Raw genomic sequence first — 13389 nt, forward strand, 5'->3', positions numbered from 1 at the left:
TCGGGCGCGACGACACAGACTTCCGCAAATTCGTAAGGAGCAACAGAAACCATGGCGGTTTCCGTAACCCTTCCGGCGCTCGGCGAGAGCGTCACCGAGGGCACTGTCACCCGCTGGCTGAAGGCCGAGGGCGAGCGCGTCGAGGCCGACGAGCCGCTGCTGGAGGTGTCGACCGACAAGGTCGACACCGAGATCCCCTCGCCCGCCGCCGGCGTACTGGCGTCCATCAAGGTCGCCGAGGACGAGACGGTGGAGGTCGGCGCCGAGCTGGCCGTCATCGACGACGGCACCGGCGCCCCCGCTGCCGCCCCTGCCCCGGCCGTCGAGGAGGTCGCCGCACCTCCGGCTCCCGAGCCGGCCCCGCAGGCCGCCCCGTCCACCGAGGCCGCCGCTCCGGCTCCGGCCCCGACCGCTCAGGCCGCCGCCGGTGGCGGCACCGCCGAGGGCACCGACGTGGTCCTCCCGGCGCTGGGCGAGTCCGTCACCGAGGGCACCGTCACGCGGTGGCTCAAGGAGGTCGGCGAGTCCGTCGAGGCCGACGAACCGCTGCTCGAGGTCTCCACGGACAAGGTCGACACCGAGATCCCGGCGCCCACCTCCGGTGTGCTCCTGGAGATCACCGTCGCCGAGGACGAGACCGCCGAGGTCGGCGCCAAGCTCGCCGTCATCGGCGCCCCGGGCGCGGCTCCGGCCGCCGCTCCGGCTCCGGCACAGCCCGCTCCGGCCGCGGCGCCCGCCGCTCCGGCCCAGCCCGCTGCCCCGGCCGCACCTCCGGCTCCTCCGGCTCCTCCGGCTCCGGCCGCACCCGCTGCCCCGGCCGCTCCGGTTCAGCCCGCTGCTCCGGCCCCCGCGCCGACCGCGCCCGCTCCCGTCACTCCGGCTCCGGCGGCACCCTCCGCCGCGCAGCCCACCGACGAGGGCGCGTACGTGACCCCGCTGGTGCGCAAGCTCGCCGCCGAGAACGGCGTCGACCTGGCCACCGTCAAGGGCACCGGCGTCGGCGGCCGTATCCGCAAGCAGGACGTCATCGCCGCCGCCGAGGCCGCGAAGGCCGCCGCCGCTGCTCCGGCTCCGGCCGCTGCCGCACCGGCTGCCGCCGCCAAGAAGGCGCCGAGCCTGGAGGCCTCCCCCCTCCGCGGCCAGACCGTCAAGATGCCGCGCATCCGCAAGGTCATCGGCGACAACATGGTCAAGGCCCTGCACGAGCAGGCCCAGCTGTCCTCGGTCGTCGAGGTCGACGTCACGCGGCTGATGAAGCTGCGCGGCCGGGCCAAGGACGCGTTCGCGGCCCGCGAGGGCGTCAAGCTCTCCCCGATGCCGTTCTTCGTGAAGGCCGCGGCCCAGGCGCTGAAGGCCCACGCGCCCGTCAACGCCCGGATCAACGTCGAAGAGGGCACGATCACCTACTTCGACACCGAGAACATCGGTATCGCGGTGGACTCCGAGAAGGGCCTGATGACCCCGGTCATCAAGGGCGCCGGCAACCTGAACCTCGCCGGTATCGCCAAGGCCACCGCCGACCTGGCGGGCAAGGTCCGGGCCAACAGGATCACTCCGGACGAGCTGTCCGGCGCGACCTTCACCATCAGCAACACCGGTTCGCGCGGCGCGCTCTTCGACACGATCATCGTGCCGCCGGGTCAGGTCGCGATCCTGGGCATCGGTGCCACCGTCAAGCGTCCGGCCGTCATCGAGACCGACGAGGGCCCCGTCATCGGCGTACGCGACATGACGTACCTGACGCTCTCCTACGACCACCGCCTGGTGGACGGCGCCGACGCCGCCCGCTACCTGACGGCGGTCAAGGCGATCCTGGAGGCGGGCGAGTTCGAGGTCGAACTCGGCCTGTAATTCCGGTCGTACGTACGTGCCCTCGCCCTCCGCGGAGTTCCGCGGAGGACGGGGGCGTCGTCGTATCCGCACGGGGGTAGCCGTACGGGGTGGCCGTACGGTCATCCGCACGGCTCTTTGCATCGGGCGGCCCGCCGGCACCGTGTAAGGCTTGTCTCACCTGCGCTGAAGCGCCCCCGCGCGCCCCTCTAAGACGGGAACTCGGCCTTATTGTCTAGACGTCAACGCCTCGGGGCCCTCGTACGCCCCCTTCAAAGGAGCCCCCATGACCGCGCCCGTCGTCCACTCGCTGCGCGAACAGATCCGCGAGCACATCGTGGACGGCATCGTGAGCGGGCGCTGGAAGCCGGGCGAGCGGATCGTGGAGCGGCGGATCGCCGTGGAGCTGGAGGTCAGCCAGACGCCCGTACGGGAGGCCCTGCGGGAACTGGAGGCGCTGCGGCTGATCGAGTCGGCACCGAACAAGGGCGTACGGGTCAGGAGCCTGACGGCGGCCGACCTGGAGGAGATCTATCCCGTACGGGCCGGTCTGGAGCAGATAGCCGCGGAGCTGGCGGCCCAGCGGCTGGCCGAGGACACCTCGGCGCTGGAGCCCGAGGTCGCGGCGCTGTACGAGGCGGACCGCGCGGCCGACGGCGAGGCGCAGGTGCGGCACACGGTGGCCTTCCACCGGGAGATGGTGCGGGCGGCCGGGAACAGCGTGCTGCTGCACACCTGGGAGGGGCTGGGCATCGAGGTGTTCACGGCCCTGTCGATCCGCTGGCTCGGCACGCGGCAGCAGTCGTACGCGGAGGAACACGAGGCGCTTGTCGAGGCGTTCAAGCGGCGGGATCCCGACATTGGTCGGCTGGTGAAGGAGCATGTTTTGGGGTGCGCCCCACGCGCAGACGCTCCGCTGGAGGGGTAGTGATTCGGCTGCGGCGCCGTCGTGGCTGGTCGCTCCCCCATCGCGGCGGAGCCGCACATTGATACAGCCCCGCGCCCCTGAAGGAAGGCCTGCGGCCTCCTTCAGGGGCGCGGGGTACCTCGCTTCCCACGGCGCAAGCTGCGCCGAGTTCCGACAGGCGCTGCACCGATACGTGCACATACTGGTCTAAGTCGTGTCGTCCTCCGGGGCGCCGCCCACGCCCGTAGTCGGCCGATGGTGGAGTTCGCGTGATGCTGCCGGTGCTCTCCTCCGTGCTCGTCAAGTCTGCGCCCCGGCCCCGGCTCTGGCGGACCCCAGGAGGAGTGCAGATCGAGGTGCGGCGCGTGAGGTGGAGGGCGCGCTGCGGCGGGTGCCGGGAGTGAGCCGGGCCGAGGTGAACGGCACGCTGGGCTGCGTATACGTCGGCTGTGGGCCGGAGACCGACCTGGAGCGCGTCAAGGGCCTCGTCGCCACGGCGGATGCCGCCGCCCAAGTATCGAAGGGTGCGGACGCCGGGCGGGCGCGGAGTCAGGTCGGGTTTCCGGGGGATCCGGCCGCCGCGGTCGGGGCGGCCGTCCGGCTCGGTGCGGGCCTGGTGGCGGTGGGGGTCGCGACGGTGGGTGACAGGCTCCGGCTGCGAGGGCTGCCGCCGGTGGTGATGTCGGCGGTCCAGCTCGTGGAGTCCGCGCCGCCGCTGCGGGACGGCCTGGTGCGCCGGATCGGTGAGAAGGCCACGGAGCGCGGCTTCGCCATGACGAACCTGCTGCTGACGACGCTGACGTTCCGGCCGCTCGGCGCCGCCGTGGCCGCCACCATGGCCGCCGCCCGGTATGTGGAGGTGCAAGCCCGGCGCAGGGCGTGGGCGGACTGGGCGGGCAGGCTGGCCGTGCACGAGGGGACGTATCGGCATGACGCGGTGCCGGGGTATGAGCGGCCCGCCCCGCTGCCGCCGGGTCCGGGCGACCGGTACGCGAATCTGGCGGCTCCGGTGGCCCTGGGGGCGTACGGGCTGACGGCGGTCGGCGCGCTCAGCCATGACCGGGACCTGGCGCTGCTGATCGCGGGCACGCCGCGCGGTCCGCAGTTCGGCCGGGAGGCGTTCGCGTCCTCGGTGGCCCGGGCGGTCTCCGACCGCGGGGCGCTCGCGCTGCGGCCGGAGGCGCTGCGCCGGCTGGACCGGATCGACACGGTGGTCCTCGACGCCAGGGTGCTGGCCACCGGCGGCTGGACGGTTGAGGGCGTGGTGCCCCTGAACGGCGGCCCGCAGAGCACTGCCGTGCAGGAACAGGACGGTCCGGACAGACGCTGCAGGACGCGGGCCGCGATCCGGTGGTCGCCGCGGCCGTGGTGGGGTCGCTGGCGGTACTGGGCGTGGTGGTGACCGTGCCGGGACTCAGCCACTTCTTCGGCAGCCGGCCCCTGGGTCCCGTCGGCTGGACGATCGCGGTGGCGTCGGCGGCGGGCTCGGTTCTGGTGCCCGCCGTGGCGCAGGGCGCGGCCGGCGTCGTCGCACGGACGGGGCGGTCAGCGGGCCGCAGGGCTTGACCTGGCCTGACCGCAAGGGGATATTCACGCGCAGGTCACCTTGGGGCAGCCCGCCGGATGGCGTCGGGGCGCACAAAGGAGCCGTAACCCCGCACGTCCACATGAAAGGCGGCTCGCCGTGCCGCAGATCCTCAGCACGATCCTGACCCACGTGGCGATCGCCCTGATCGAGGCCGTTCTGGTGCGCCTGATCATGCAGCTCTGGAAGTCCTTCGCCGCGAGCGGGCGCCCGGTGGCCGCTGCCTGAGTTTGTCCTATTTGACGGGTTTATCGACCCGTATGCATGGAAGGCGATTCGGGGAGACCAGCGACTCACGCTTTCCAGCATGGGAGGGCGGAGATGATTCCCCCACGCGCCGAACCACAGCCCCAGGAACAGCCCCAGCAGGCGGAACAGACCCAGCAGACCCAGCAGGCTCAGGACCAGGAGAAGCGGACGGGCGGCGGCAGGGTGGTACACCTGCACACCGCACACGCCAACGTCCCCATTCCGTACGTGACTCCAGGCGACGCCTTCTCCAAGGTCCGGTTGCCCAGCGTCCGCACGGCCACGTCCGCAGCCGCGTCCGTGGCCACCACAGCGACGTCCGCAGTCACTTCACTACTCCCCTCGCCCCGCAAGCTCGCCTTCTACGGCGTACTCGGCGGCATGACCGCGGCCGGCGCCATCGGCTGGCCGGTAGCGGTAGCGGTAGGCGCCGCCACAGAGGTGATCACCCGAGAACAGTCGGCCCGCCAACGCGAGGAACACGACCGCGTCGAGCGGGAGCGCGAGGAGCGCGAGGAGCCCTCCTCCACGCAGACGGCCACCGCGTAACGCAGCCTCAGCACATGCGCCCCTAGAGAGGCCTGCGGCCTCTCTAGGGGCGCGGGGCTGTATCGAAGCAACCCAGCGGATCGCCAGGCACCCCGTGCCAAAAGCGGCGGCACCCCATGCCAATTTCTCGACATCGGCAGATTTACCCCTTCAACCCTTTGATCGATCATCGATCAGAGAGTTACAGTCACCGACGGGCTGCCACACAGCCCGCCGCCCTGTCCTGCCAAAGACAAAGGGCACATCCCACCCCTTACCGCTGAGGGAGACCGTCGAAGGCACCCCCTTCACGTGCCCCCTCCGTATCCGGAAGGCGGCGCAATGACCGACCCCACCGCTATCCAGCCGAGCGAGCTCGACCAGCTCCCGGACCGCGACCCCGAGGAGACCGCCGAGTGGCGGGCCTCCCTGGACGCCGTCACCAGGGCGGCCGGGCCGCACCGCGCCGAGTACCTGATGCGCCGCACGCTGGAGCGCGCGGAGGCGGGCGGTCTCGCGCTGCCCAAGCTCCTCGAGACCGACTACGTCAACACCATCCCCACCGCCGCCGAGCCCGCCGTGGACGGCGACGAGGCGATGGAGGCCCGTATCACCGCGTGGAACCGCTGGAACGCGGCCGCGATGGTGACCCGGGGTGCGAAACACGGCGTCGGCGGCCACATCGCCACCTTCGCCTCCGCGGCCTGGCTCTACGAGACGGGCTTCAACCACTTCTTCAAGGGCAAGGAGGGGGACGGCAGCGGCGACCAGCTCTACATCCAGGGCCACGCCTCCCCCGGCATCTACGCTCGCGCCTTCCTCGACGGCCGCCTGAACGAGACGCACCTGGACAACTTCCGCCAGGAGGCGGGCGGCAAGGGCCTTCCCTCCTACCCGCACCCGCGCCGCCTCCCCTGGCTCTGGGAGTTCCCGACGGTGTCGATGGGCCTCGGCCCGCTCTCCGCCATCTACCAGGCGCGCTTCAACCGCTACCTCACCAGCCGCGGCATCAAGGACGTCTCGCAGTCCCACGTGTGGGCGTTCCTCGGCGACGGCGAGATGGACGAACCGGAGTCCACGGCCGCCCTCGCGCTCGCCTCCCGCGAGGGCCTGGACAACCTGACCTTCGTCATCAACTGCAACCTCCAGCGCCTCGACGGCCCGGTCCGCGCGAACTTCAAGATCGTGCAGGAGCTGGAGGCGCAGTTCCGCGGCGCCGGCTGGAACGTCGTCAAGTCGCTGTGGGGCAACGCCTGGGACGAGCTGTTCCAGCTCGACACCACGGGCGCGCTCGTCCGCCGCCTGCGCGAGGTACCGGACGCGCAGGTGCAGACGTACCAGACCCGCGACGCCGCCTACATCCGCCAGGACTTCTTCGGCACTGACCCGGCACTCGCCGATATGGCGAAGCTGCTCAGCGACGACAAGATCCTGGAGTGCTTCCACCTGTCCCGCGGTGGTCACGAAGCGCGCAAGGTGTACGCCGCGTACAAGGCCGCCGTCGAGCACAAGGGCGCCCCGACGGTGATCCTCGCCCAGACGGTGAAGGGCTTCACGCTCGGCCAGGGCTTCGCGTCCAAGAACGCCAACCACCAGATGAAGAAGCTGTCGACGGACGAGTTCAAGCAGATGCGTGACCTGCTCGAACTGCCCATCTCCGACGCGCAGTTCGTGGACGGCGTCGTCCCGTACGGCCACCCCGGCGCCGACTCCCCCGAGGTCCGCTACCTCCAGGAGCGCCGCGCGACCCTCGGCGGCCCGGCCCCCGCTCGCCGCACACACGCACTGGCACCCCTCCCTGCCGCCGCCGACAAGACCTTCGCCGCGTTCGACAAGGGCTCCGGCTCGCAGAACGTGGCGACGACCATGGCCTTCGTACGCCTGGTCAAGGACCTGGTCCGCGACAAGCAGACGGGGAAGCGCTGGGTGCCGATCGTCCCCGACGAAGCGCGCACGTTCGGCATGGAATCGCTCTTCCCGTCCCTCGGGATCTACTCCCCCAAGGGGCAGACGTACGAGCCGGTCGACCGCGACCAGCTGATGTACTACAAGGAGGCCAAGGACGGCCAGATCCTCAACGAGGGGATCACCGAGGCCGGTTCGATGGCGGACTTCATCGCCGCGTCCACCGCGTACTCCACGCACGGCGAAGCGATGATCCCGTTCTACATCTTCTACTCGATGTTCGGCTGGCAGCGCACGGCCGACCAGATGTGGCAGCTCGGCGACCAGCTCGGCCGCGGCTTCCTGGTCGGTGCCACAGCCGGTCGTACGACGCTGACGGGCGAGGGCCTGCAGCACGCGGACGGCCACTCGCCGGTCATCGCGGCGACCAACCCGGCGGCGCTGACGTACGACCCGGCGTTCGCGTACGAGGTGGCGGCGATCGTGAAGGACGGCCTGCGCCGCATGTACGGCGAGGCGGCTCCGGGCGAGGACTCGAACGTCTTCTACTACCTCACCGTCTACAACGAGCCCCTGCCGCAGCCCGCGAAGCCCGCCGCCCCCGGCGTGGACGAGGGCATCGTCAAGGGTCTGTACCGCTTCAACACGGCCGAGTCCGCGGGGCTGGACGTGGCCGCCGCCAACGCGCCGCGCATCCAGCTCCTTGGCTCCGGAACGGCGATCCACTGGACGCTTCAGGCGCAGAAGCTCCTCGCCGAGGCGTGGGGCGTGGCCGCGGACGTCTGGTCCGCCACGTCCTGGACGGAGCTGCGGCGCGACGCCCTGGAGGCGGACGCGGCGCTGCTGCGGGGCGAGGAGCGGGTGCCGTACGTCCGTCAGGTACTGCATGGTGCCGAGGGTCCGGTGCTCGCGGTCTCGGACTACATGCGCCAGGTTCCGGACCAGATCGCGCAGTGGGTCGAGCAGGACTACTCATCGCTGGGCGCGGACGGCTTCGGTCTGTCCGACACCCGCGAGGCGGCTCGCCGCCACTTCGGCGTGGACGCCGAGTCGATCGTGGTCGCGGCCTTGGCCCAGCTGGCGCGCCGCGGGGAGATCAAGGCCTCCGCGGTGAAGGAGGCGCGGGAGCGGTACGGGTTGTAAGGGCAAGGGGGTTTCGCCCCCGCCGCCCCTGCCCGTCCCATCCCGGGGCCAGCCCCGGACCCCGCAGCGACGGCCGGTTCGTAAGTGCAGGTCCGTCGTTGCTTGTCGCGCCCACGCGGCGGAGCCGCAGATTGACACAGCCCCGCGCCCCTAAAGGAGCTTCGCCGGTGGGCGCCCCGTAAGGGGCGCGGGGAACTGCGCGCTCAGTCCGCGAATCGCTCCCACAGCCGTGGAAAGCGCTCCTCCAGCACCTTCTGGTTCTCGAAGTCGATCGGCGTGCCCGTCGGCTCCGGGGGCGCGGCCGGGATGCCGAGCTCCGGGGCGACGACACCGGTGAGCTGTTCGTATGCCTCGTCCGCGGCGTAGCCGAGCTCCTCTCCGTCGCCGTCGACCTCGTCGTCGAAGTCGGGCAGGAGCTCGGCGAGCTGGTCGGGATCGTGCACGGCATGCTCGTACACATCCCGGCCCTGGCCGATCAGCCAGCAGCGGAAGAAGTCGAAGGCGTCGTCGCTGGCACCGTCGAGGAGGATCCAGGCGGCGCCCCAAAGGTCCCAGGTGTAGGCGCGGTTGTAGCGGGCCTCGAAGTGACGGGCGAAGTCGAGGACCGAGTCCGGGTCGAGGCCGAGGAGCCGTTCGACGAGCAGGTCGGCCTGCTCGTCGGGGTCGCCCTCGGCGGCCTCGCGGCTCGTGTCCACCAGCTCCCAGAACTCCGTCTCGTCCATCACGTGCACCAGCATCGGGCCTGTACCCGGCCCGCGCACCTGGGCGCAGGCAGATCGTTATGCGCGCACATGCCGACGGAAAACCCGATGGAAAGCCGGACAGCGGCTGTCGGCTTTCGGCGGGATGCTCGACGTATGGAGAACGCACAGGCACTCAAGGGAAAGATCGCCCTGGTCGCGGGCGCCACACGCGGCGCCGGGCGGGCCATGGCCGTGGAACTGGGACGCGCCGGAGCCACCGTGTACGTGACGGGACGCACGACCCGTGACCACGTCAGCGAGGTCGGCCGGTCCACCGAGACGATCGAGGAGACCGCCGAACTGGTCGACGCGGCGGCCGGAGCCGAGGGCCGGGGCATCGCCGTGCCGACCGACCATCTGGAGCCGGAGCAGGTACGGGCCCTCGTCGCCCGCATCGACCGGGAACAGGGCCGTCTCGACATCCTCGTCAACGACCTCTGGGGCGGCGACGCCCTCCTCGACATGGGCTCGCGCGAGCAGCCGAAGCTGTGGGAGATGGACCTCGACAAGGGACTGCGGGTCATGCGCCTGGGCATCGAGTCGCACATCGTCACCAGCCACAGCGCCCTGCCGCTCCTGACCCGCAACCCCGGCGGCCTGCTCGTCGAGGTCACCGACGGCACCGAGGAGTACAACCGCGCCACCTACCGCAAGCCGTTCTTCTACGACCTCGCCAAGACGACCCCGATCCGCATGGCGTACGGCCTCGGCGAGGAGCTGAAGGAGTTCGGCTGTACGGCCGTCTGTCTCACGCCGGGCTGGCTGCGCTCCGAGGCGATGCTCGACTCCGCCTTCCACGTCACCGAGGAGAACTGGCGGGACGCCTGCGAGCAGGCCCCGCACTTCGCGATCTCCGAGTCGCCCACGTACATCGGACGGGCGCTGGCCGCGCTCGCCGCCGATCCCGAGGTGGCGCGCTGGAACGGCCAGTCGCTGTCCAGCGGGGGCCTGGCCCGGGAGTACGGCTTCACGGACGCCGACGGCTCGGCGCCGGACGCCTGGCGCTACATCGCGGAGGTCGAGCAGGCGGGCAAACCCGCGGACGTCACGGGCTATCGGTGACCTGCACGCCGTAGTACGCCGCCGTCCGGGCCGCCGCCTCCGCGAAGCGCTGCCGCAGCACGGACGGCTGCAGGACCTCCACCTCCGGTCCGAGGGCGAGGAGTTGGGTGTACGCCACGTCGTACGACTCGACGGGCAGCGTGACCGTCACCCGGCCCTCGCCGTCGGGTGGGCCTGCCTGGGCCAGCGCCTCCTGAGCGGTGAGCGCATGGACGGCGTACTTCAGCTGCCGTGCGCCCGACTCCGAGAGCCGGATCACGACCGTCGCCCGCAGGATCGAGCGCGCGAACTGCACCGCGCGCTCCGCCCAGAAGCCAGGCAGGTCGAATGCCTCGTCCCGTACGAAGCGTTCGTCGCCGCTCTCCACCGCCGTGAACCGGTCGATGCGGTAGACGCGGAAGGAGCCCGGGTTCGGGACGCGGGCGCACACGTACCAGACGCCTGCCTTCAGCACGAGCCCGTACGGCTCCAACTCCCGCTTCACTTCGGCCTCTTGTCGCCGATAGCGGGCGGTGATCCGGCGGTCGTCCCAGACTGCCTCCGCGACGGCGGGCAGCAACTCGGGCGTCTTCGGTTCGGCGAACCAGGCGGGGGCGTCCAGATGGAACCGCTGCGCCGCGCTGTGCTGGGCGTCGCGCAGGGACGGCAGCAACGCCGCCGACACCTTCAGCCGCGCGGCCGAAGCGGCGTCCTCGAGCCCCATCTCGCGCAGCGCCCCGGGCACTCCGCTCAGGAACAGCGCCTCGGCCTCGCTCCGGGCCAGCCCGGTGAGCCGGGTCCGGTACCCGCCGATGAGCCGGTAACCACCGGCCCGCCCCCGGTCCGCGTACACCGGCACACCGGCCTCCGACAGGGCCTGCGCGTCCCGCGTGATGGTCCGCTCGGACACCTCCAGCTCGCGGGCGAGTTCGGCGGCGGTCATGGAGGGACGGGACTGGAGGAGCAGCACCATCTTGATGAGGCGGGCAGCGCGCATGGCTTCATGATGCCGGTGCGCTCCGCTGGGTTGCGCGGTTTCAAGGTGCGGGTTCGTTGTGGCTGGTCGCTCCCCCACTCTCGAATTCTCCCCCACTCTCGGCTTCGCTCGAGCGGGGGGACCCCCATGAGCGTGGCCCCCATCGCGGCGGAGCCACAAATGTGCGTGCTTCGACGCCAGGAGGCAGGGCTCTGGGTCAGCGGTGAGCAGGCTGTGGTGTAGCTGTGAGCCGTTGCCTTCCCTGGAGGTGGGCCGCGCGTTCCCTGATCGCGGGGAGGCGGGCTGTCAGGGCCGCGCCGGGGCAGGCGGTGTAGTAGCCGTCGGCGTGGCCGGCGATGGCCGCGAACGTTCCGGGGGCGCCCGCCCGGTACCTGCTCATGCTGTTCGTGGAGACCAGCCGTACCGGGGAACGCGGGTCGATGTCGCGCAGGCCCAGCTTCCAGGCCGCGACGGCCGCGATGGAGTCGGTCATGGCCTGGGGGACCGGCACTCCGGCGGTGAAGGTGCCGATCGCCGCGATTCCCGTCGTACCCACGTTGAAGCCCTGGGTGTGCGCCCCGACGACGGGCCGCTCGACTCCGCCCGCCCGGCCCTCGTAGACCGTGCCGCAGCGGTCGACGAGGAAGTTGTAGCCGATGTCGTCCCAGGCCCGGCCTCCGGCCTGACCGACGTACAGGTCCCGGATGATGCGGGGCACGTCGGCGCAGTCGTAGTCGTTCGGGGAGTCGGTGTGGTGCACGAACACGGCCAGGACGCGGTCGGCGTACCGGGCGGGCGGGCGCGTGTACGCGGCGTCGCCGAGCCAGCGCTCCCTGGGCACGATGGCGGGCCGTTCGGCGCGGTGTGCCGCGGGGGTCCGCGCCGTGGCGGGCCGTCCGGCGCCCGTCGGCGTCCGGTCGGCGCCCACGGCCCAGAGGACCAGCGCGACGACGGCCGCGAGGCCGGGCAGACAGACGAGAGCCACCCGCACCGCACGCGGCAGACGCGACAGCGGTGCACGGAAGACACACATGAGGCTCACTCTCCGGGACACCCGTGCCTTCCGCGATGTGTGCTGTGCCACCCGGTGGAACCAACACCTGGACTCTGCACGTTTCTTTGGTTCCACGCACGTGCGCGGATTCCGGCTGGGGTCCGGGGATTGCCCCCCGGAGGGTGCAGCCGAGTCCCACGCGCGCGTGGCCGATTTACGGGCTCCACGCACGCGTGCCTGATCACTGGGCCCGCGGCGCACGTACTGAGGGGCCCAAGAGAAAGGGTGCTCCGTGGACCTGCTCGACATCCTGCTGTTGCTGGTGATCCTCCTCTATGCGGCGTCGGGCTACCGGCGCGGGCTCGTGGCGGGCTGCGTGTCGCTGGCCGGCTTCGTGGGCGGCGCCGTCATCGGCGTATGGGTGCTGCCCTGGATGATGGATCTGGTGACGGCGGGCACCACGACGGCGACGATCACGGCGGTACTGACCGTGCTGGTGCCGGCCGCGGTCGGGCACGAACTGGCGGGACGGCTGGCCCTGCGGCTGCGCCGCGAGCTGGACCGGGGCCCCCTGCGCATCGCCGACGGAGTCGGCGGGGCCGCGGCCAACACCGTGGCCGTCCTGGTGGTGTCCTGGGTCGCCGCGAGCGTGCTCGCCGCCTCCGCCTCTCCCGTCCTCAGCCAGGCCATCCGCGGCTCCTCGCTGCTCGGCACGGTGCAGAGCGCCATGCCGGAGACGACCCCGGCGTGGTTCTCCCGCGCCACCTCGGCGCTCACGGAGGCGGGATTCCCGCAGGTCTTCAACCCGTTCGAGAGCGAGCCGGCCACGAGCGTCGCCAAGCCCTCCGGGGACAGCGTCACCGCGGCGGCCAACCGGGCCGCGACGCGCTCCACGGTGAAGGTCGAGGGCGTCGCGGGCGGCCAGGGCCGCGAGGGCAGCGGCTTCGTGTACGCGTCCGAGCATGTGATGACGAACGCCCACGTGGTGGCGGGCATCGACGAGCCGACCGTACGCGTGGGCGGCACGGGCCGGGCGTACGAGGCGCGGGTCGTCCTCTTCGACCCCGACAAGGACGTCGCCGTCCTCGTCGTACCGGACCTCGAAGCCCCCGTCCTGCCCTTCGACAACAGCGCCACCCGCGGCGACCCGGCCGTGGTCGCGGGCTACCCGCAGGACGGCGGCCTGGACCTCCAGGCGGCCACCGTCGCGAACAAGATTCAGGCCAGGGGCAAGAACATCTACGGCTCCGAGATCGTCACCCGCGAGATCTACTCCATCCGCTCCACGGTCCTGCCCGGAAACTCCGGCGGTCCCCTGCTGACCACGGACGGCAAGGTGTTCGGGGTCGTCTTCGCCCGGTCCACGAGCGACGTCGAGACGGGTTACGTCCTGACCGCCGACGAGGTCGCGGAGGACGCGCAGCGGGCGGCGAGGTCGTCGACGCCGGTGGACACGGGCGACCCGGTCACGTCGCCCTGAGCGTCGGC

General features: G+C 71.6%; 12 protein-coding genes. 9 read left to right on the forward strand and 3 right to left on the reverse strand.

Annotation, left to right across the window (positions count from 1 at the left end; translation table 11 throughout):
- Positions 1-51 precede the first annotated feature (51 nt).
- The 7 genes from sucB (at position 52) to aceE (ending at position 8147) form a co-directional block, all read left to right on the forward strand.
- Entirely contained in the window at positions 52-1851 is a 1800-nt protein-coding gene (gene sucB, locus G6048_RS13395) for a 2-oxoglutarate dehydrogenase, E2 component, dihydrolipoamide succinyltransferase (RefSeq protein ID WP_165339736.1), read from the forward strand.
- A 265-nt stretch (positions 1852-2116) separates the two neighbouring features.
- Complete coding sequence (locus G6048_RS13400) at positions 2117-2758, forward strand: GntR family transcriptional regulator (RefSeq protein ID WP_165339737.1); 642 nt, start codon at positions 2117-2119, stop codon at positions 2756-2758.
- Between the two features lie 349 nt (positions 2759-3107).
- The gene (locus G6048_RS13405; RefSeq protein ID WP_165339738.1) at positions 3108-4139 is read left to right on the forward strand and encodes a hypothetical protein; all 1032 of its coding nucleotides are present in this window, start codon (positions 3108-3110) and stop codon (positions 4137-4139) included.
- A gap of 2 nt (positions 4140-4141) precedes the next feature.
- Entirely contained in the window at positions 4142-4303 is a 162-nt protein-coding gene (locus tag G6048_RS13410) for a hypothetical protein (RefSeq protein WP_328825846.1), read from the forward strand.
- Between the two features lie 118 nt (positions 4304-4421).
- On the forward strand, positions 4422-4550 hold the full coding sequence (locus tag G6048_RS50905) for a hypothetical protein (RefSeq protein WP_268978733.1): 129 nt from the start codon (positions 4422-4424) through the stop codon (positions 4548-4550).
- A gap of 93 nt (positions 4551-4643) precedes the next feature.
- Entirely contained in the window at positions 4644-5120 is a 477-nt protein-coding gene (locus G6048_RS13415) for a hypothetical protein (protein ID WP_165339715.1), read from the forward strand.
- Positions 5121-5441: 321 nt separating this feature from the next.
- Complete coding sequence (gene aceE, locus G6048_RS13420) at positions 5442-8147, forward strand: pyruvate dehydrogenase (acetyl-transferring), homodimeric type (RefSeq protein ID WP_165339740.1); 2706 nt, start codon at positions 5442-5444, stop codon at positions 8145-8147.
- Positions 8148-8350: 203 nt separating this feature from the next.
- Here aceE and G6048_RS13425 read toward each other — a convergent pair whose 3' ends face one another.
- On the reverse strand, positions 8351-8869 hold the full coding sequence (locus tag G6048_RS13425; protein ID WP_165339770.1) for a DUF4240 domain-containing protein: 519 nt from the start codon (positions 8867-8869) through the stop codon (positions 8351-8353).
- 135 nt (positions 8870-9004) lie between these two features.
- Here G6048_RS13425 and G6048_RS13430 point away from each other — a divergent pair, with 135 nt between their 5' ends.
- On the forward strand, positions 9005-9952 hold the full coding sequence (locus tag G6048_RS13430; protein ID WP_165339741.1) for an SDR family oxidoreductase: 948 nt from the start codon (positions 9005-9007) through the stop codon (positions 9950-9952).
- Here G6048_RS13430 and G6048_RS13435 read toward each other — a convergent pair.
- Together G6048_RS13435 and G6048_RS13440 are read right to left on the reverse strand one after the other, a co-directional pair.
- Positions 9936-10928, reverse strand: coding sequence for a helix-turn-helix transcriptional regulator (locus G6048_RS13435; RefSeq protein WP_165339742.1), 993 nt, complete (start codon positions 10926-10928; stop codon positions 9936-9938). The two genes, G6048_RS13430 and G6048_RS13435, sit on opposite strands and share 17 nt — an antisense overlap.
- A gap of 196 nt (positions 10929-11124) precedes the next feature.
- Positions 11125-11940 (reverse strand): peptidoglycan recognition protein family protein, encoded by an 816-nt coding sequence (locus G6048_RS13440; protein WP_165339743.1) that lies wholly within the window; start codon positions 11938-11940, stop codon positions 11125-11127.
- Between the two features lie 253 nt (positions 11941-12193).
- Here G6048_RS13440 and G6048_RS13445 point away from each other — a divergent pair, with 253 nt between their 5' ends.
- Positions 12194-13381 carry a MarP family serine protease gene (locus G6048_RS13445; protein WP_165339744.1) on the forward strand — a complete coding sequence of 396 codons (1188 nt, stop codon included), beginning with the start codon at positions 12194-12196 and terminating at the stop codon, positions 13379-13381.
- Positions 13382-13389 lie beyond the last annotated feature (8 nt).

The sequence above is a fragment of the Streptomyces ureilyticus genome (assembly GCF_011045025.1).
Classification (GTDB): domain Bacteria; phylum Actinomycetota; class Actinomycetes; order Streptomycetales; family Streptomycetaceae; genus Streptomyces; species Streptomyces ureilyticus.